This is a genomic window from Streptomyces sp. NPDC104831 (genome assembly GCF_055583025.1).
Genome location: NZ_JBVJOT010000080.1, coordinates 12,062 through 29,982, shown reverse-complemented (window position 1 = coordinate 29,982; position 17,921 = coordinate 12,062). Strand labels below are relative to the sequence as shown.

Here is a 17,921-nt window from a genome sequence, read left to right as displayed (position 1 = left end):
CTTGTGTGTTGCCTCCCGGGGGGGGGGGGGGGGGGGGGGGGGGGGGGGGGGGGGGGGGGGGGGGGGCTGGGGGGGGGGGGGGGGGGGGGCCCCCCCGCGGCCGCCGGTCCGCCGGGGCCCGTCGCGCCCGGGCGGCGGCAGCCGCGCCCCGCGCCCCTCACGGGGCGGCTACAGGGCCCTCGGCTGGAGGCGTACCGCCTCGGCCGGGGCCGGGCCGTCCGGGGTCTTGTTCGTGAGGGCACTGCCCGCGCGCCATTTCTTCCAGTCGACGTTCCAGTCGCCGAAGCCGTTGCCGAAGGGCTCCATGGTCTGGCCCTGGGAGTTGACGACCCTGACGATGTCGCCCTCGCGGATGTTGTCGTAGAACCACTCGGCGTTGGACGTGCTCATCCCGACGCAGCCGTGGCTGACGTTCTCGTAGCCCTGGGAGCCGACGGACCAGGGGGCCGCGTGGACGTACTCGCCCGACCAGGTGACCCGGGTGGCGTAGTACACCGGCAGGTCGTAGGAGTCCGAGGTGCCCTCGGCGATGCCGACGGTGGTGCCGCGCATCCGTACGAAGTACTGCTTCTCCAGGACGACCTTGACGCCGTTGCGGGTCTCGAAGCCGGGCTTGCCGGCGGTGACCGGGAGCTGCTCGACGGGCTGGCCGTTGCGGTAGTACGTCAGCTGGTGCGTGGCGGCGTCCGTGACGGCCTCGACCCGGTCCCCCGTGGTGATCTTCAGCGGGGCGGACTTCGTTCCCCACAGGCGGTCGTTGATCCGCACGCCGTCCAGGTTGCTGTGCACCTGGACGGTGGCGTGGGCCGGCCAGTAGTCCTTGGGGCGGTAGTGGAGTTCCTTGTCGTTCACCCAGTACCAGGAGCCCGGCACGGCCGGCACGGACTCCACCCGCAGGGCCCCCTCCACGACGGCGCGCTGCGCCCTGTCCTTGATCGCCTGGTCGAGCTGAGCCGTGAGGGGCTGTCCGACGCCGTAGGTGCCGGTGCCCGGCCCGAAGGTGACGCCCAGGCGCTTCTTGCCCGCCGGCTTGCCGGTGTCGAAGGAGAGGACCTTGCGGCCGGGGGCGCCGTCGTCGTCCTCGGTGCTCACGGTGACCGTGTAGTGGGCGCCCGCGGCCAGCGGGGAGGTGCTGTGCCAGCGGCTGCCGTCGGCGGCGAGTTCGCCCGTCACGTAGCGCCCTGTGGAGTCCCGGGCGGTGACGTCCGTGATCCGGCCCTCACCGCTGTTGGCGGTGACCTCCAGGGGCTTGTCGGGGTCGGCCCGCTTGCCCGCTTCGGCGGGGCCGTTGAAGGAGATCAGGTCCGCTGCGTCGTACGGCCTGGCCGACAGGGGGTTGCCGTCCGAACCGCAAGCGGTGACGCCCGCACCGAGGGCGGTCACCAGCAGGGTGCAGCCGACGACGGTACGGGTCCGCGCGGTGTGGTTCATATGATCACGCTATGAGATGACGAGACTACCGGCATGGTGAGTCACTCATCCGAGCGAACGATGCACCGGCAAACGAGTGGAGCCCGGACCCTCCGTCAGGAAGGTCCGGGCTCCCGGTGCTTCTGCGCGCCCTACTGGGTGCGGTTCTCACCGTGGTAGTACTCGAACACCCAGCCGAACAGGCCGATCAGGATGAACGGGGCGGAGAAGTAGATCAGCCACCAGCCGACCGCGATGCTGAGGAAGGCGATCGCGCCGCCGAAGCCCAGCATGAGCGGCTGCCAGCTGTGCGGGCTGAAGAAGCCCAGCTCGCCCGCGTCGTCCGCGACGTCGGCCTCCTTGTCGTCCTGGGCGCCCGCGTCGACCCGCCGGGCGGTGAAGCCCAGGTAGAAGCCGATCATGACGGCCAGGCCGAAGGCCAGGAAGAGTGCCGTGGTGCCGGCCGGCTCCTTCGACCACACGCCATACACGATGGCCATGATCAGGATGAAGACGCTCAGCCAGATGAACATCCGACCCTGGATCTTCACTTGCCGGCCTCCTTGCTGCCCGCGACGGCGGTGCCGTGACCGGCGTGCTCAAGCTGCTCGAGCGCGGCGATCTCGGGGTGGTGCAGGTCGAACGCCGGGGATTCGCTGCGGATCCGCGGCAGGGTGAGGAAGTTGTGCCGCGGCGGCGGGCAGGAGGTCGCCCACTCGAGCGAGCGGCCGTAGCCCCACGGGTCGTCGACCTCGACCTTCTTGCCGTACTTGGCGGTCTTCCAGACGTTGTAGAGGAACGGCAGGATCGACAGGCCGAGCAGGAAGGAGCTGATGGTCGACACCGTGTTCAGCGCGGTGAAGCCGTCGGCGTTCAGGTAGTCGGCGTACCGGCGCGGCATGCCCTCGGCGCCCAGCCAGTGCTGGACCAGGAAGGTGCCGTGGAAGCCGATGAACAGCGTCCAGAAGGTGATCTTGCCGAGGCGCTCGTCCAGCATCTTGCCGGTCCACTTCGGCCACCAGAAGTGGAAGCCGGAGAACATGGCGAAGACGACCGTGCCGAAGACCACGTAGTGGAAGTGGGCCACCACGAAGTACGAGTCGGAGACGTGGAAGTCCATGGGCGGCGAGGCCAGGATGACACCGGTCAGACCACCGAACGTGAAGGTGATCAGGAAGCCGGTCGCCCAGAGCATCGGTGTCTCGAAGGACAGCGAGCCCTTCCACATCGTGCCGATCCAGTTGAAGAACTTCACACCGGTCGGTACGGCGATCAGGAACGTCATGAAGGAGAAGAACGGCAGCAGCACACCGCCGGTGACGTACATGTGGTGGGCCCACACGGTCACGGACAGGCCGGCGATCGCGATCGTCGCGGCGATCAGGCCCATGTAGCCGAACATCGGCTTACGGGAGAACACCGGGATGACTTCGGAGATGATGCCGAAGAACGGCAAGGCGATGATGTACACCTCTGGGTGTCCGAAGAACCAGAAGAGGTGTTGCCACAGCAGCGCGCCGCCGTTGGCCGCGTCGAAGATGTGGGCGCCGAACTTCCGGTCCGCCTCCAGGGCGAACAGCGCGGCGGCCAGCACCGGGAAGGCCAGCAGGACCAGCACACCGGTCAGCAGCACGTTCCACACGAAGATCGGCATGCGGAACATGGTCATGCCCGGGGCACGCATGCAGATGATCGTGGTGATGAAGTTGACCGAGCCGAGGATCGTGCCGAAGCCGGAGAAGGCCAGACCCATGATCCACATGTCGGCGCCGACGCCCGGCGAACGGACCGCGTCCGACAGCGGGGAGTAGGCGAACCAGCCGAAGTCGGCCGCGCCCTGCGGGGTGAGGAAGCCGGCCACCGCGATGAGCGAACCGAAGAGGTACAGCCAGTAGGCGAACATGTTCAGCCGCGGGAACGCCACGTCGGGCGCGCCGATCTGCAGCGGCATGATCCAGTTGGCGAAACCGGCGAACAGCGGCGTCGCGAACATCAGCAGCATGATCGTGCCGTGCATCGTGAACGCCTGGTTGAACTGCTCGTTCGACATGATCTGCAGGCCCGGACGGGCCAGCTCGGCGCGCATGATGAGCGCCATCACGCCGCCGATCAGGAAGAACGCGAACGACGTCGCCAGATACAGCGTGCCGATCGTCTTGTGGTCGGTGGTCGTCAGCCACTTCACCACGACATTGCCGGGTTGCTTGCGCCTGACCGGCAGCTCGTCGGCGTACGAGCCATCAGCTGCCGCGGCACCCTGGGGTTCGTTGAGGATGCTCACAGGTTGTTCGTCTCCCGGTTCTTCTCGTGGCTCGTCTGCGCGATGCCGGCGGGAATGTAACCGGTCTGCCCCTTCTTGGCGAGGTCCTTGAGGTGCTGCTCGTAACGCTCGGGGGAGACGACCTTCACGTTGAACAGCATCCGGGAGTGGTCGACGCCGCAGAGCTCGGCGCACTTGCCGAGGAAGGTGCCCTCCTTGTTGGGGGTCACCTGGAAGGCGTTGGTGTGGCCCGGGATGACGTCCTGCTTCATGAGGAACGGCACCACCCAGAAGGAGTGGATGACGTCACGCGAGGTCAGGACGAAACGGACCGTCTTGCCCTTGGGGAGCCAGAGCGTCGGACCGGGGTTGTTCGTCTGCGGGTTCCGCGTGCCGGGCGTACCGACGTCGTAGACACCGCCGGCGTTCGCCGGGAACTGGTCCTTGAACCGGTCCGGAATGGCGTCCAGGTTCTTGTCGGTCTTGGCATCGCCGGCGGAACCGGGGACGTTCTCGATGTAGTTGAAGCCCCAGCTCCACTGGAAGCCGACCACGTTGACCGTGACGTCGGGCTTCTTGGAGGTGTCCAGGAGCTTCGACTCGTCCCGGGCCGTGAAGTAGAAGAGCACCGAGATGATGATGATCGGGACCACGGTGTACAGGGCCTCGATCGGCATGTTGTACCGGGTCTGCGGAGGAACCTCGACCTTGGTGCGGCTGCGCCGGTGGAAGAAAGCACTCCACAGGATCAGGCCCCACACCAGCACGCCGACGGCGAGCGCGGCAGCCCAGGAGCCCTGCCACAGGGAGAGGATCCGCGGAGCCTCTTCCGTGGTCGGGGTGGGCATGCCAAGGCGGGGGAAGTCCTTGTATGTGCAACCGGTTGCGGTCGCCAGGACCAGGCCCGCGGTCAGTGCCTGCAGCAGCTTCCGCCGCATCGGGCGCCGCGGCGAGCGGTCGGAGCCGTTGGGACTCACGTAGCGCCTTCCCGAGAGTCTCGCCCGCGCGGTCGGCTGCGGCCTTCTCGCTGGTCGGTCGCCGCCCTGCGTCGGGCAGGGGTTTGGATGTTTATGCGGACCAAACCCTAGCCCACCCTCTCCGAGGGTTCGCGAGGAGGGGTGCCTACTGGGTGGGGTGGTTCGCTTGATTGGCGGCTGCGGGGGTGTTGTGGCTGGTCGCGCCCGGCGGCGCACCCCTTGGGGACGCCCGGCTGACCGGCGGTTTAGCGTTGCCGTATGGCCTACTTTGATGCTGCTTCCGCCACTCCCCTCCATCCCGTGGCCCGTCAGGCGCTGTTGGCCTCTTTGGATGAGGGGTGGGCCGATCCCGCGCGGCTGTACCGGGAGGGGCGCAAGGCGCGGATGCTGCTGGACGCGGCCCGGGAGGCGGCCGCGGAGGCCGTGGGCTGCCGGGCCGACGAGGTGGTCTTCACCCCGTCCGGGACGCGGGCCGTACACACGGGGATCGCGGGGGCGTTGGCCGGGCGGCGGCGGGTGGGGCGCCACCTGATCGTGTCCGCCGTCGAACACTCCTGCGTCCTCCATTCGGCGGAAGCGTTCGAGGCGGAGGGCGGGAGCGTCACCCGGGTGGCCGTCAACCGGACGGGAGCCGTCGACCCTTCGGAGTACGCGCGGGCGCTCCGGGCGGACACCGCGCTGGCGTGCCTGCAGTCGGCCAACCACGAGGTGGGCACCGTGCAGCCGGTCGCCGAGGTGGCCGAGGCGTGCCGGGCCGCCGGGGTGCCGCTGCTGGTGGACGCGGCCCAGTCGCTGGGCTGGGGGCCGGTGGAGGGCGGCTGGTCGCTGCTGACGGCCAGCGCGCACAAGTGGGGCGGGCCGTCGGGGGTCGGGCTGCTCGCCGTGCGCAAGGGGGTGCGGTACGCCGCCCAAGGCCCGGTGGACGAGCGCGAGTCGGGCCGGGCGCCCGGTTTCGAGAACATCCCGGCCATCGTCGCGGCCGTGGCCTCGCTGCGCGCGGTACGGGCCGAGGCGGACCGGGAGGCGGCACGGCTCGGGGAGCTGACGCGGCGGATCCGGGACCGGGTGCCGCGGCTGGTGCCGGACGTGGAGGTGGTCGGCGACCCCGGGCACCGGCTGCCCGGGATCGTGACGTTCTCCTGCCTCTACGTCGACGGCGAGGCCCTGCTGCACGAGCTGGACCGGGCCGGCTTCTCGGTCTCCTCCGGCTCCTCGTGCACGTCCGGCACGCTGACGCCGAGCCATGTGCTGAAGGCGATGGGGGTGCTGAGCGAGGGGAACGTCCGGGTGTCCCTGCCGGCGGGGGCGGCCGAGGAGGACGTGGAACGGTTCCTCGAGGTGCTGCCGGGGGTGGTGGCGGGCGTCCGGGAGAAGCTGGGCGCGCCGGCCCCGGTGACGGCCGTCCGGGCGCGGGAGCTGGTCGTCGACTCCCTCGGCAAGCGCTGCCCGATCCCGGTCATCGAACTGGCGAAGGTGTTCGGCGAGGTCCCGGTGGGCGGCCTCGTCCGGGTCCTCTCGGACGACGAGGCGGCCCGCCTGGACATCCCGGCCTGGTGCCAGATGCGGGGACAGGAGTACGTGGGCGAGGAGCCGGCGGAGCGGGGTACGGCGTACCTGGTCCGCCGGGTCGCCTGACCCGCGCCCGGCCGGCGCTCAGGCGAGGTGGGCGCGGACCTCCTCGCCCGCCTCGTCCCCGTACGCCTTCACGAACCGCTCCATGAAGTGGGTGCGCCGCAGCTGGTACTCCTGCGTGCCCACGGTCTCGATGACCAGCGTGGCGAGCATGCACCCGATCTGCGCCGCGCGCTCCAGCGAGACGCCCCAGGCGAGCCCGGACAGGAACCCGGCGCGGAAGGCGTCGCCGACGCCCGTGGGGTCGGCCTTGCGCTCCTCCTCGGGGCAGCCGACCTCGATCGGGTCCTCGCCGGTCCGCTCGATGCGCACGCCCCGCGAGCCCAGCGTGGTGACCCGGTGGCCGACCCTGGACAGGATCTCCGCCTCGCTCCAGCCGGTCTTTGACTCGATGAGCCCCTTCTCGTACTCGTTGGAGAAGAGGTAGGTCGCGCCGTCCAGCAGGATCCGGATCTCCTCGCCCTCCATCCGGGCGATCTGCTGGGAGAAGTCGGCGGCGAACGGGATGTTCCGGGAGCGGCACTCCTCGGTGTGGCGGAGCATCGCCTCGGGGTCGTCGGCGCCGATGAGGACCAGGTCGAGGCCGCCCACGCGGTCCGCGACGGTCTTCAGCTCGATGAGGCGGGCCTCGCTCATCGCGCCGGTGTAGAAGGAGCCGATCTGGTTGTGGTCGGCGTCGGTGGTGCACACGAAGCGGGCGGTGTGCAGGGTCTCGGAGATGCGGACCGACTCGGTGTCCACCCCGTGGCGGTCGAGCCAGGCGCGGTACTCGTCGAAGTCGAAGCCCGCGGCACCGGCCAGGATCGGCCGGGTGCCGAGCTGGCCCATGCCGAAGGCGATGTTGGCGGCGACGCCGCCGCGGCGGACGTCGAGGTTGTCGACCAGGAAGGAGAGCGAAACCGTGTGCAGCTGGTCCGCGACGAACTGGTCGGCGAAGCGGCCGGGGAAGGTCATGAGGTGGTCGGTGGCGATGGAGCCGGTGACTGCGATGCGCACGGCGGGGTTCTCCTGCGGGAGGCTGGGTTGACAGTTCACGCTACCCGTTCCGCCGCCGCCGCTGAAGCTGACGAATCTACCCGATAGTAGATCTTTCTTCGCGGCCCGTGCCGTGCGTACGGTGCGGTCATGACGAACTTCGAGGTCACCTCCTCCGTCCCGGCCGAGCCCGGCGGCGGCCTCGCTCCCCTGTGGGGCGACTGCGCCCGGATGGCTCCGCACTGGGCGGCGCCGGAGCGGGCCGAGTCCCGTCCGGTGCCCCCGTCCCGCATCCACGGGGTGTCCGTGCCGGCGCGGTCCGCCCGGCTGCTGGACGCGATGTCTGACTACGGCGACTGACCGGGGGCGGGCCCCGGGAACCGCGCGCCGCCCTCCCGCGTCCCATCGCCGCCGGCCCCGCGGGGAACGCGGGGCACGACAGCGAGGAGCGATGCGGTGAACACCGAGCACCCCGAACACCCCGGCGTCCCCCAAGAGCGCGGGACCCGGCGGACGAGGCGCCGCCCCGCCGCCCTCGCCGCCTTTCTCGCCACCGCCGCCGTGCTGCTCGCCGGTGGCGGGGCCCACCTCGCCACCGCCGGCGGCCCGGACGGCCGCGGGGACGACGCGGCGGCGCCCGCGGGGGCCCGCACTCCCCCGCCGCTCACCCTGGACGGCTGGACCGGCACCGGCACCGGCGGTGTCGCGCCCGGCGAGCCGGACCCGTACGGCGCCCGGTACGTGGCCGCCGGCGCGCTGCCGGACGGGCCCGGTACGGCGCCGGTGTACGAGCCGGGGGCCGGCCCCGGCCGGGAGCGGGTGGCCGGGCTCGCGAAGGCGCTCGGCATGGACGGGGCCCCGGTGGCCGAGGGGCGCGACTGGCGGGCCGGCGGCCGGGACGGCTTCGGGCCGGCGCTGACGGTGCGCCGGGACGGGCCGGGCGACTGGTCGTACGGCCGGTACGCGCCCGGCACCGACGACTGCCGCAAGGTGACCCTCTGTTCCCCGGGCCCGGGGACTCCGGCCGGCGATCCGGTGAGCGTGGCCGCGGCGGTGAGGGCGGCGGCGCCGGTGCTGGCGGCGGCCGGGCTGGGGAACGCGAGGATGGACGCGAGCCGGGTGACGGGCGCCCGGCGGGTGGTGACCGCGGACCCGGTGGTGGGCGGGCTGCCCACCTACGGCTGGTCGACCGGCCTGGACGTCGGCCGCGGGGGCGAGGTCGCCGGCGGCCACGGGCTGCTGGCCGCGCCGGTGAAGGGCGCGGCGTATCCGGTGCTGGGCGCGGCGCGGACGCTGGAGCTGCTGAACGGGAGGGCGCAGGGCGGGCACCGGACGGGGATCGGCGGGTGCGCGAGCCCGGTCCCGCGCGGGGACCGGCCGGAGCGGCCGTGCGGGGCGCCCTCCGGGACGCCGCAGCGGGCGCGGGAGACGGTGACGGTGGAGAAGGCGGTGTTCGGGCTGGCCGCGCACTCCGTGGGCGGGCGGCGGACGCTGGTGCCGTCCTGGCTGTTCCGGGCGCGCGGGTCCGCCGGGGGCGAGGCGTTCACGGTGACGTATCCGGCGGTCGACCCGGCGTACCTGGTGCCGGCGTCCGGGTCCGCGTCCGCCGTGCCGACGCCGTCCGGGGAGAGCGGGAGGAGCGGGAGCGTGCCGGTGCGCGCGTACACGGCCGACGGGCGGACGCTGAACGTGGGCTTCTCGGGCGGGGTGTGCGCCGACTACCGGGTTTCGGCGCGGGAGAGCGGCGACCGGGTGACGGTGACCGTCACCGAGACGCCCTGGCCGGACAGGGTGTGCGTGCTGGTCGCCAAGGAGTACGTGAAGACCGTGACGCTCCACGCGCCGCTGGACGGGCGGACGGTGACCGGTGCGGACGGCCGGGCGGTCCCGCGGGCGCGGCCGGGCGCGCTGCGGCCGGACGCGTCCCCGCGGCCGCGCTGAGCCGACGCACGGCGACCCGCGCGGGACGGACGAAGGCGGCGGCCCCCGGCACGGGGACCGCCGCCTTCACCGACCGGTGCCGGCTCAGCTGAAGGAGTCGCCGCAGGCGCAGGAGCCGGTCGCGTTCGGGTTGTCGATCGTGAAGCCCTGCTTCTCGATCGTGTCCACGAAGTCGACGGTGGCACCGCCCAGGTACGGGGCGCTCATCCGGTCCGTGACGACCTTGACCCCGCCGAAGTCCTTCACGACGTCGCCGTCGAGCGAGCGCTCGTCGAAGAAGAGCTGGTAGCGCAGGCCGGAGCAGCCGCCGGGCTGGACGGCGACGCGCAGCGCGAGGTCGTCGCGGCCTTCCTGGTCGAGCAGGGCCTTGACCTTGGCCGCGGCGGCGTCGGTCAGGATGATGCCGTCGGTGACGGTGGTGGTCTCGTCCGATACGGACATCTACATCTCTCCCGGGTTGTACGGAGACTGCTTGCCGACCAGTGCAACCGGCGCTTCCGCGGATTCATTCCGGGCCGGGCATTCGCGTGGTCGCGTTTTCGTGTTGCTTCCTCATGCTCGCACATGGCCCGTCGGGGGGACAGCGGCTCGGAGAGGGGGCCCGGCGGGATTCACGTCACATCGACGTTATGGCCATCGTCAAAGTGACGTGAACCGGTTATGATAGATAGCGTCAGTTAGACGAAAAGTAGAAAGGGTGCGTGTCGTGACCACCGCCCAGACCCCGGAGCTCGACGTGCAGCCGAGTCCGCTCGCCCTGCTGCTGCTCGGCCGTGAGGCCGACCCGAAGAGCGAGCGGGGCGTCGAGTGTCCCGGTGACCTGCCGTCGCCGTCCGACCCCGACCTGGTCGAGCGCGCCCGCGCGGCCAAGGAGAAGCTCGGCGACAAGGTCTTCGTGCTCGGCCACCACTACCAGCGTGACGAGGTCATCCAGTTCGCCGATGTCACGGGCGACTCCTTCAAGCTGGCCCGGGACGCCGCCGCGCGCCCGGAGGCCGAGTACATCGTCTTCTGCGGTGTGCACTTCATGGCCGAGTCGGCGGACATCCTGACCTCCGACGACCAGAAGGTGGTCCTGCCCGACCTGGCCGCCGGCTGCTCCATGGCCGACATGGCGACGGCCGAGCAGGTCGCCGAGTGCTGGGACGTGCTGACCGAGGCCGGGATCGCCGAGCAGGTCGTCCCCGTCTCGTACATGAACTCCTCCGCCGACATCAAGGCGTTCACCGGCAAGCACGGCGGCACGATCTGCACCTCGTCCAACGCCAGGCGGGCGCTGGACTGGGCGTTCGAGCAGGGCGAGAAGGTCCTCTTCCTGCCGGACCAGCACCTCGGCCGCAACACCGCCGTCCGGGACATGGGGATGTCGCTGGACGACTGCGTGGTCTACAACCCGCACAAGCCGAACGGCGGTCTCACCGCGGACGAGCTGCGGGCCGCGAAGATGATCCTGTGGCGCGGCCACTGCTCCGTGCACGGCCGCTTCAGCCTGGAGTCGGTGAACGACGTGCGCGCCCGCATCCCCGGCGTGAACGTCCTGGTGCACCCGGAGTGCCGGCACGAGGTCGTGGCGGCGGCGGACTACGTCGGCTCGACCGAGTACATCATCAAGGCCCTGGAGGCCGCCCCGGCCGGTTCCAAGTGGGCCATCGGCACCGAGCTGAACCTCGTGCGCCGGCTGGCGAACCGTTTCGCGTCCGAGGGCAAGGAGATCGTCTTCCTCGACCGCACGGTCTGCTTCTGCTCGACCATGAACCGCATCGACCTGCCCCACCTGGTCTGGGCGCTGGAGTCCCTGGCCGAGGGCAACCTGGTCAACCGGATCGAGGTCGACAAGGAGACGGAGGCGTTCGCCAAGCTGGCGCTGGAGCGGATGCTGGCGCTGCCGTAACCGGGCCGCGCGGCGGAGACGAAGGGCCGGGTTCCCGTGCGGGACCCGGCCCTTCGCGCTGCCGTCACACTCCGGCCGGCTCCGGCGCCTGCTCGGTGCTCGGTTCCCGCTTCGCCGCCCGCTTCGCCGCCCGGCGCTCCTTGCGCAGCTCCAGCATCGCGTAGAGCGTCGGTACCAGCAGCAGCGTCAGCAGGGTGGAGGTGATCAGGCCGCCGATGACGACCACGGCGAGCGGCTGGGCGATGAAACCGCCCTCGCCGGTGACGCCCAGGGCCATCGGGAGCAGGGCGAAGATGGTCGCCAGCGCCGTCATCAGGATCGGGCGGAGCCGGTGCCGGCCGCCCTCGACCACGGCCTCCACCACGCCGTGGCCCTGGGCCCGGTACTGGTTGATCAGGTCGATCAGCACGATCGCGTTGGTCACCACGATGCCGATCAGCATCAGCATGCCGATCATCGCGGGCACGCCCATCGGGGTGCCGGTGGCCACCAGCAGGCCGATCGCGCCCGTCGCCGCGAAGGGGATGGAGACCAGCAGGATCAGCGGCTGGGCGAGCGAGCGGAACGTCGCGACCAGCAGCATGAACACGATCGCGATGGCCGCGAGCATGGCCAGGCCCAGGTTCTTGAACGCGTCGTCCTGGTCGGAGGAGACGCCGCCGATCTCGGCCGTGGCGCCCGCCGGGAGCTTCAGCGCCTTGATCTTCGACTGGAGCCTGCCGCTGATCGCGCCCGTGTTGTCCCCGGTCGGCCGGGCGGTGACGGTGGCCGCGCGCTGCCCGTCGATGCGCGTCATGGACACCGGTCCGTCCACCGGCTCCACCGTGGCGATGTCGCCGAGCCGCACCGGCCCGAGACGCAGGTTCCGCAGCTCGGCCAGCGTGGTCGCGGGCTTGGCCGACCGCACGACGACGTCCCGCTCGGTGTCGTCCAGGACCGCCTTGCCGACCGTCGTCCCGCGCACCGCCTGCGCCACCGCGGCGCCGAGCTTCTGGTCGTCGAACCCGGCCGCCGCCGCCTTGGCGTTGGCCTTCACCGAGATCCGCGGCACGCTCTGCGCCAGGTCGCTGGTGACGTCGGTGACGTCGTCGAGGCCGGCGACCGTGGCGCGGACCCGCTCCGCCGCCGCCCGCAGCGCCTTCGGGTCGGACGCCTTGACCACCACGCTCAGGTCCTGGCTGCCGAAGCCGTCACCGGCCGACACGGTGGTCGTGCCGATGCCGTCGAGCTTCCTCAGCCCGTCCTCCAGGTGCCGCTGCACCTCGTCGTAGGACGCGGAGTCCTCCAGCATCACCTGGTACGACGCCTGGTTGGTGTCGGTGCCGCCGCCGAAGGCCGCCATGAAGCCGGAGGAGCCGACGGTGACCTGGTAGTCCTTCACCCCCTCGGTGGAGGCGAGCAGCTTCTCCACCCGCCGGGCCTCGGCGTCGGTGGCCGCGAGGCTGGTGCCGGGCTTCAGCTTCTGCTTGATCGTGAGGACCTCCTGCTCGCCCTGGTCGAAGAAGTTCGTCTTCAGCAGGCCGGACATGCCGAAGGTGACGACCAGGACGACGATCGCGATGAGCACGCTGGTCAGCCGGCGCCGGGTGGCGAACCGCAGCACGGGGACGTAGGCGCGCTGGAGGCGGCTGTTCGCCTCCTTCTCCTCCGCCTTGCGGCGGGCCTCGGCCGCGTCGTCGGGGGTGCCCTTGGGGGCGCGCAGGAACCAGTACGACAGCACCGGCACGACCGTCAGCGACACCAGCAGGGAGGCCAGCAGGGCCGCCGTCACGGTGATGCTGAAGGAGCCGAACAGGGCGCCCACCATGCCGCCGACCAGGCCGATCGGCAGGAACACGGCGACCGTGGTGAGGGTGGAGGAGGTGACCGCGCCGGCCACCTCGCGCACCGCGGCGAGGATGGCCTCCTTGCGCTCCTCGCCGTAGCCGAGGTGCCGCTTGATGTTCTCCAGGACCACGATCGAGTCGTCGACGACCCGGCCGACGGCGATGGTCAGCGCGCCGAGGGTGAGCATGTTCAGCGACAGGCCGCGCGTCCACAGCACGAGCAGGGCGAGGACCACGGACAGCGGGATGGAGACCGCGGTGACCAGGGTCGAGCGGACCGACGCCAGGAAGACCAGGATCACCAGGACCGCGAAGAGCAGACCGAGCGCGCCCTCCGTGGTCAGGCCCTTGATGGACTTGGACACGGCCGGGCCCTGGTCGCTGACGACCGTGAGCCGCGCGCCGGAGCCGAGGTCCGCGCGCAGGCCGGGCAGCTTGTCCTCGACCGCGTCGGAGATGGAGACCGCGCTGCCGTCGTGGTCCATCGTGACGCTGACGGCGAGGCTCGGCCGGCCGTTGGTGCGGGTGAGGGAGTCGGCCGGGGCCGGCCGCTCCCTGACGGTGGCCAGGTTCCCGAGCCGGACGGGCCTCGCGCCCTCGCCGGTGACCATCAGGTCCCTGATCTGCGCCAGCGAGGTGAAGCCGCCGCCGACCTGGACGGTGCGGTTGGCGCCGTCCTCGTCGAAGGAGCCGGCCGGGACGGTCGCGCCGCCCGCCGTCAGGGCCCGGCCGAGGTCGGCGGCGGTGAGACCGGCGCGGGCGAGCTTCGCGTCGTCGGGCGTGACGGTGACCTGGCGGTCGCGGACGCCCGTGATCTGCACGCGGCCGACGCCGTCGATGTCCTTCAGGGCCGGTACGACCGTGGTGTCGAGCTGGTCGGCGAGCGCCTGCTGGTCCTTGTCGGAGGTGACGGCGAGGACCACGGTCGGCATGTCGTCGGTGGACCCGGAGACGACCTGGGGGTCGACATCGTCCGGGAGCTGGTTGCGGGCCCGGTTCACGGCCTGCTGGACGTCGCCGACGATCCGCTCGGTGTCGTTGCCGTAGTCGAAGGACGCCATGATCACGGCGTTGCCCTCGCTCGCGGTGGAGGTGACGCCGGTGACGCCGTCGACGCCCTGGAGGTTGTCCTCGATGGGCTCGACGACCTGTTTCTCGACCACGTCGGGCGAGGCGCCCTGGTACGGCGCGATCACCGACACCATGGGCAGTTCTATGGTGGGCAGCAGTTGCTGTTTGATCTGGGGTATCGCGATCAGCCCGAAGGCGAGCGCGACGAGCGACACGAGCCCGACGAGGGCCCGTTGCGCGAGGCTGAAGCGGGACAGCCAGGACATGGATCAGGTTCTCTCATCCGGGAGCGGCAGCAGTCTCCACCACCCTGGGCCATCCCGGACGGCCGTTCAGTAGGCCCCAGGTCCCGTTCCCCGCCGGGCCCCTACTCCGCGCGCAGTACACCCGGGTGGAGATCAGTCCATCCTCGGGCGTACCAGCCCCGACTCGTACGCGATGACGACGAGCTGCGCCCGGTCCCGCGCGCCCAGCTTGGCCATGGCCCGGTTGACGTGCGTCTTCACCGTCAGCGGGCTGACCGCCAGGCGCTCGGCGATCTCGTCGTTGGAGTGGCCGCCGGCGACCTGGACGAGGACTTCCCGCTCCCGTCCGGTGAGGGTGGCGAGCCGCTCGGCGCGGGCCGGGTCGGGGCCGGGGCCCGTGTCGCCCTGGGCCAGGAAGCGGGCGATCAGGCCCTTGGTGGCGGCCGGGGAGAGCAGGGCCTCCCCGCCGGCCGCGACCCGGATGGCGGTCAGCAGTTCCTCCGGCTCGCTGCCCTTGCCGAGGAAGCCGGACGCGCCGGCGCGCAGCGCCTGGACCACGTAGTCGTCCACCTCGAAGGTGGTCAGGATGACCACGCGGACGTGGGCCAGGGACGGATCGGCGCCGATCTCCCGGGTGGCGGCGAGGCCGTCGGTGCCGGGCATCCGGATGTCCATCAGGACCACGTCGGGGACGTGCTCGCGGGCCAGCCGGACCGCCTCCGCGCCGTCGGCGGCCTCCCCCACCACCTCCATGCCGGGCTCGGAGTCGACCAGCACCCGGAACGCGCTGCGCAGCAGTGCCTGGTCGTCGGCGAGCAGGACACGGATGGTCATACGGGCTCCCCCTGGGCGGTCGTCGGCCGGACCGGAAGGATCGCATGGACGCGGAAGCCGCCGCCGTAGCGGGGTCCGGTGCTCAGGGTGCCGCCGAGGGCGGTGACGCGCTCGCGCATGCCGAGCAGCCCGTGCCCGCCGCCGTCGCCGGGCGTGCCGGGGGCGCCCGCGCCGTCGTCCAGCACGGTGACCTCCAGGTGGGGTCCGACGCGTACGACGCTCACCTCGGCCCGGGCCGCGGGGCCCGCGTGCTTGCGCACGTTGGTCAGCGCCTCCTGCACGATCCGGTAGGCGGCCAGGTCGACGGCGGCGGGCAGCTCGCCGGGCCGGTCGGCGCAGGCCACCTCCACCGGCAGGCCGGCGCTGCGGAAGGTGGCCGCCAGCTCCGCCAGTCGGCCGAGGCCGGGGGCGGGCTCGGTGGGGGCCTCGGGGTCGTCGGACTGGCGCAGCAGTCCGACGGTGGCGCGCAGTTCGTTCAGCGCGCTGCGGCCGGCCTCGCGGACGTGCGCCAGGGCCTCCTTGGCCTGGTCGGGCCGCTTGTCCATGACGTGGGCGGCGACCCCGGCCTGCACGTTCACCAGGGCGATGTGGTGGGCGACGACGTCGTGCAGGTCGCGGGCGATGCGCAGCCGTTCCTCGGCGACCCGGCGCCGGGCCTCCTCCTCCCGGGTGCGTTCGGCGCGTTCGGCGCGGTCCCGGATGGCCTGCACGACGGCGCGGCGGCTGCGCACGGCGTCCCCGGCGGTGGCGCCGATGCCGGTCCAGGCGAGCACGCCCAGGTTCTCCTGCGCGTACCAGGGCAGCGGGCCGGCGAGCATGGCGGCGCCCGTCAGCACGGTCGTGGTGAGCAGTCCGAGGCGCCAGGTGGTGGGGCGGTCGGTGGTCGCGGCGACCGTGTACAGGGCGACGACGGCGGACATCGCGACCGGGGCGCGCGGGTCGCCGGTGACCAGCTCGACCAGGGAGACCGTGCCGGTGACGGCGAGGACGGCGCGCGGCCGGCGGCGGCGCGGGACCAGCGCCACGGCTCCGATCAGCATGAGGACCAGGCTCAGGGTGTCCGGGGTGTGCACGCCCCAGGTCACGTGCCCGTCGCGCGGCACCGCGAAGGAGCCGGCGACCATGCACACCAGGACGCCCGCGGCCAGGGCGGCGTCCAGGGCGAGGGGGTGGGCCCGCAGGCCGCACCGGGCGCGTTCGAGAGTGCTCACGCAGGAACAGTACGGCGCGCTTCCGGCGCCGCGGCCCCGGGCCGGAAACCCCTGGGTCCCCCGTTCGGGTGATCACCGGGCGACGGCCGTTCTGGTGTCCCGCGCCTTCTGCGGTCCGAGGCCGCACACGACCGCCGAGCCGCGTGGGAACGGTGGGAGCCGTGTGGTCCGGGCCGGCTCCGGGACGGGCCGCACCGGTCCGGCCGCCGGCGGGACGGCACGGTCCCGGTGGACTTCGGCGGGCTGGCGGTCCGGGATCCGCGCCGCGGCGAAGGGGCCGGCGCCTGGTCCTCGCCGGGTCGTGGGCCGCCGAGGGCGGCAACGTCCCCTCGCCGCCCGGTACTCCCGGGACGGGGCGCCGGGGTACCGGCGGGTGAGGGTGCAGCCGGTCACGGACGGCGGGTCCGCCGGTCTCCACGGCGACGGCACCCGGGCGAGGGACCTCGCCCGTCCGGAGCGGCGGAAGTCGCGCACCACGTGGTGCGCCGTGAGCCGACCGGGGTCAGCCCGGGATGAGGCCGTCGTCGCCCAGCAGGGCGCGGACCTCCTCCAGGGTGGCGTCGTCCGACGGCAGGATCAGGTCCGACGGTTCCAGCGCGGCGTCCGGCAGCGGGGTTCCGGACCGGCGGACGGCGTCCAGCAGCGCGACGAGCGTGCGGCGGAAGCCCTCCTCGTCGCCGCCCTCCATCTCGGCGAGCAGCTCGTCGTCCAGCCCGTTCAGCTCGGCGAGGTGGGCGTCGTCCACCCTCACCTGGCCCTCCCCCATGATCCGTACGATCACGTCGGCCTCCTCGGCTCGGGCCCCGGCGCCCGGCTACTGCTTGTCGAAGCGCGGGGTGTCCTGCGGCTGCTGCTGGGACTGCCCCTGACCGGTGCCGCCCTCGATGGCCTGCTGCGGGGAGCCCCCGGCCAGCTCGGCCTTCATGCGCTGCAGTTCCAGCTCTACATCCGTACCACCGGAGAGCCGGTCCAGCTCGGCCTGGATGTCGTCCTTGTGCATGCCGGAGGGGTCGTCCAGGGCACCGGAGGCGAGCAGCTCGTCGATGGCGCCGGCCCGGGCCTGCATCTGGGCGGTCTTGTCCTCGGCGCGCTGGATGGCGAGGCCGACGTCGCCCATCTCCTCGGAGATGCCGGAGAACGCCTCGCCGATGCGGGTCTGGGCCTGGGCGGCGGTGTAGGTGGCCTTGATGGTCTCCTTCCGGGTGCGGAAGGCGTCCACCTTGGCCTGGAGGCGCTGGGCCGCGAGGGTGAGCTTCTCCTCCTCGCCCTGGAGGGTGGCGTGCTGCGACTCCAGATCGCCGACCTGCTGCTGGAGCGCGGCCTTGCGGGACAGCGCCTCGCGGGCCAGGTCCTCCCGGCCGAGCGCGAGCGCCTTGCGGCCCTGGTCCTCCAGCTTGGCGGACTGCTGCTGGAGCTGGTTCAGCTGGAGTTCCAGGCGCTTGCGGCTGGTCGCCACGTCGGCGACGCCGCGCCGCACCTTCTGCAGCAGCTCCAGCTGCTTCTGGTAGGAGTAATCGAGGGTCTCGCGCGGATCCTCGGCCCGGTCCAGGGCCTTGTTCGCCTTCGCGCGGAAGAGCATCCCCATACGCTTCATGACACCGCTCATGGGCTTCGCGCGCCCCCTTCTGACGGACTCCAGCTCACCGAT

Annotated in this window: 15 protein-coding genes; 4 read left to right on the top strand and 11 right to left on the bottom strand. The window is 72.1% G+C overall.

Annotated features, from left to right (window positions below; all coding sequences use genetic code 11):
* Positions 1-168 precede the first annotated feature (168 nt).
* From ACZ63H_RS34960 to ctaC, 4 genes are all read right to left on the bottom strand, one after another.
* Positions 169-1,431, bottom strand: a complete 1,263-nt coding sequence (locus tag ACZ63H_RS34960; RefSeq protein WP_469872087.1) for a L,D-transpeptidase — start codon at positions 1,429-1,431, stop codon at positions 169-171.
* Positions 1,432-1,562: 131 nt separating this feature from the next.
* Positions 1,563-1,961, bottom strand: coding sequence for a cytochrome c oxidase subunit 4 (locus ACZ63H_RS34955; RefSeq protein WP_030616654.1), 399 nt, complete (start codon positions 1,959-1,961; stop codon positions 1,563-1,565).
* Positions 1,958-3,691: an aa3-type cytochrome oxidase subunit I gene (gene ctaD, locus ACZ63H_RS34950; RefSeq protein WP_467940235.1), complete on the bottom strand. Its 1,734-nt coding sequence runs from the start codon at positions 3,689-3,691 to the stop codon at positions 1,958-1,960. The genes ACZ63H_RS34955 and ctaD overlap by 4 nt, the downstream gene beginning before the upstream one ends.
* Entirely contained in the window at positions 3,688-4,647 is a 960-nt protein-coding gene (ctaC, locus tag ACZ63H_RS34945) for an aa3-type cytochrome oxidase subunit II (protein WP_469872085.1), read from the bottom strand. The genes ctaD and ctaC overlap by 4 nt, the downstream gene beginning before the upstream one ends.
* A gap of 258 nt (positions 4,648-4,905) precedes the next feature.
* Between ctaC and ACZ63H_RS34940 the strand changes: the two genes are divergently transcribed.
* Complete coding sequence (locus ACZ63H_RS34940; RefSeq protein ID WP_469872084.1) at positions 4,906-6,282, top strand: aminotransferase class V-fold PLP-dependent enzyme; 1,377 nt, start codon at positions 4,906-4,908, stop codon at positions 6,280-6,282.
* Positions 6,283-6,300: 18 nt separating this feature from the next.
* Here ACZ63H_RS34940 and ACZ63H_RS34935 read toward each other — a convergent pair whose 3' ends face one another.
* Positions 6,301-7,275: a carbohydrate kinase family protein gene (locus ACZ63H_RS34935; RefSeq protein ID WP_469872083.1), complete on the bottom strand. Its 975-nt coding sequence runs from the start codon at positions 7,273-7,275 to the stop codon at positions 6,301-6,303.
* Positions 7,276-7,404: 129 nt separating this feature from the next.
* On the opposite strand from ACZ63H_RS34935, the gene ACZ63H_RS34930 reads away from it, so the two are divergent.
* Both ACZ63H_RS34930 and ACZ63H_RS34925 read left to right on the top strand, forming a co-directional pair.
* Entirely contained in the window at positions 7,405-7,614 is a 210-nt protein-coding gene (locus tag ACZ63H_RS34930; RefSeq protein WP_469872081.1) for a hypothetical protein, read from the top strand.
* Positions 7,615-7,710: 96 nt separating this feature from the next.
* On the top strand, positions 7,711-9,195 hold the full coding sequence (locus ACZ63H_RS34925; RefSeq protein WP_469872080.1) for a hypothetical protein: 1,485 nt from the start codon (positions 7,711-7,713) through the stop codon (positions 9,193-9,195).
* Positions 9,196-9,279: 84 nt separating this feature from the next.
* Here ACZ63H_RS34925 and ACZ63H_RS34920 read toward each other — a convergent pair whose 3' ends face one another.
* A complete protein-coding gene (locus ACZ63H_RS34920) occupies positions 9,280-9,636 on the bottom strand; it encodes an iron-sulfur cluster assembly accessory protein (protein WP_030340884.1) in 357 nt (118 codons plus the stop codon).
* A gap of 265 nt (positions 9,637-9,901) precedes the next feature.
* Here ACZ63H_RS34920 and nadA point away from each other — a divergent pair, with 265 nt between their 5' ends.
* Entirely contained in the window at positions 9,902-11,086 is a 1,185-nt protein-coding gene (gene nadA, locus ACZ63H_RS34915; protein ID WP_469872078.1) for a quinolinate synthase NadA, read from the top strand.
* A gap of 64 nt (positions 11,087-11,150) precedes the next feature.
* On the opposite strand, the gene ACZ63H_RS34910 is transcribed toward nadA, so the two are convergent.
* From ACZ63H_RS34910 to ACZ63H_RS34890, 5 genes are all read right to left on the bottom strand, one after another.
* A complete protein-coding gene (locus ACZ63H_RS34910; RefSeq protein ID WP_469872076.1) occupies positions 11,151-14,249 on the bottom strand; it encodes an efflux RND transporter permease subunit in 3,099 nt (1,032 codons plus the stop codon).
* A gap of 132 nt (positions 14,250-14,381) precedes the next feature.
* The gene (locus ACZ63H_RS34905; RefSeq protein ID WP_469872075.1) at positions 14,382-15,062 is read right to left on the bottom strand and encodes a response regulator; all 681 of its coding nucleotides are present in this window, start codon (positions 15,060-15,062) and stop codon (positions 14,382-14,384) included.
* The gene (locus tag ACZ63H_RS34900) at positions 15,059-16,273 is read right to left on the bottom strand and encodes a sensor histidine kinase (protein ID WP_469872073.1); all 1,215 of its coding nucleotides are present in this window, start codon (positions 16,271-16,273) and stop codon (positions 15,059-15,061) included. The genes ACZ63H_RS34905 and ACZ63H_RS34900 overlap by 4 nt, the downstream gene beginning before the upstream one ends.
* A 502-nt stretch (positions 16,274-16,775) precedes the next feature.
* Positions 16,776-17,054: a PspA-associated protein PspAA gene (gene pspAA, locus ACZ63H_RS34895; protein WP_469872071.1), complete on the bottom strand. Its 279-nt coding sequence runs from the start codon at positions 17,052-17,054 to the stop codon at positions 16,776-16,778.
* A 33-nt stretch (positions 17,055-17,087) separates the two neighbouring features.
* Entirely contained in the window at positions 17,088-17,879 is a 792-nt protein-coding gene (locus tag ACZ63H_RS34890) for a PspA/IM30 family protein (protein ID WP_469872070.1), read from the bottom strand.
* Positions 17,880-17,921: the final 42 nt, after the last annotated feature.

Bases quoted from the DNA above. Each gene is read 5' to 3' on its own strand.
- ACZ63H_RS34960 (WP_469872087.1), bottom strand. From the start codon at position 1,431: ATGAACCACACCGCGCGGACCCGTACCGTCGTCGGCTGCACCCTGCTG.
- ACZ63H_RS34940 (WP_469872084.1), top strand. From the start codon at position 4,906: ATGGCCTACTTTGATGCTGCTTCCGCCACTCCCCTCCATCCCGTGGCC.
- ACZ63H_RS34890 (WP_469872070.1), bottom strand. From the start codon at position 17,879: ATGAGCGGTGTCATGAAGCGTATGGGGATGCTCTTCCGCGCGAAGGCG.
- ACZ63H_RS34930 (WP_469872081.1), top strand. From the start codon at position 7,405: ATGACGAACTTCGAGGTCACCTCCTCCGTCCCGGCCGAGCCCGGCGGC.
- ACZ63H_RS34920 (WP_030340884.1), bottom strand. From the start codon at position 9,636: ATGTCCGTATCGGACGAGACCACCACCGTCACCGACGGCATCATCCTG.
- ACZ63H_RS34910 (WP_469872076.1), bottom strand. From the start codon at position 14,249: ATGTCCTGGCTGTCCCGCTTCAGCCTCGCGCAACGGGCCCTCGTCGGG.
- ACZ63H_RS34905 (WP_469872075.1), bottom strand. From the start codon at position 15,062: ATGACCATCCGTGTCCTGCTCGCCGACGACCAGGCACTGCTGCGCAGC.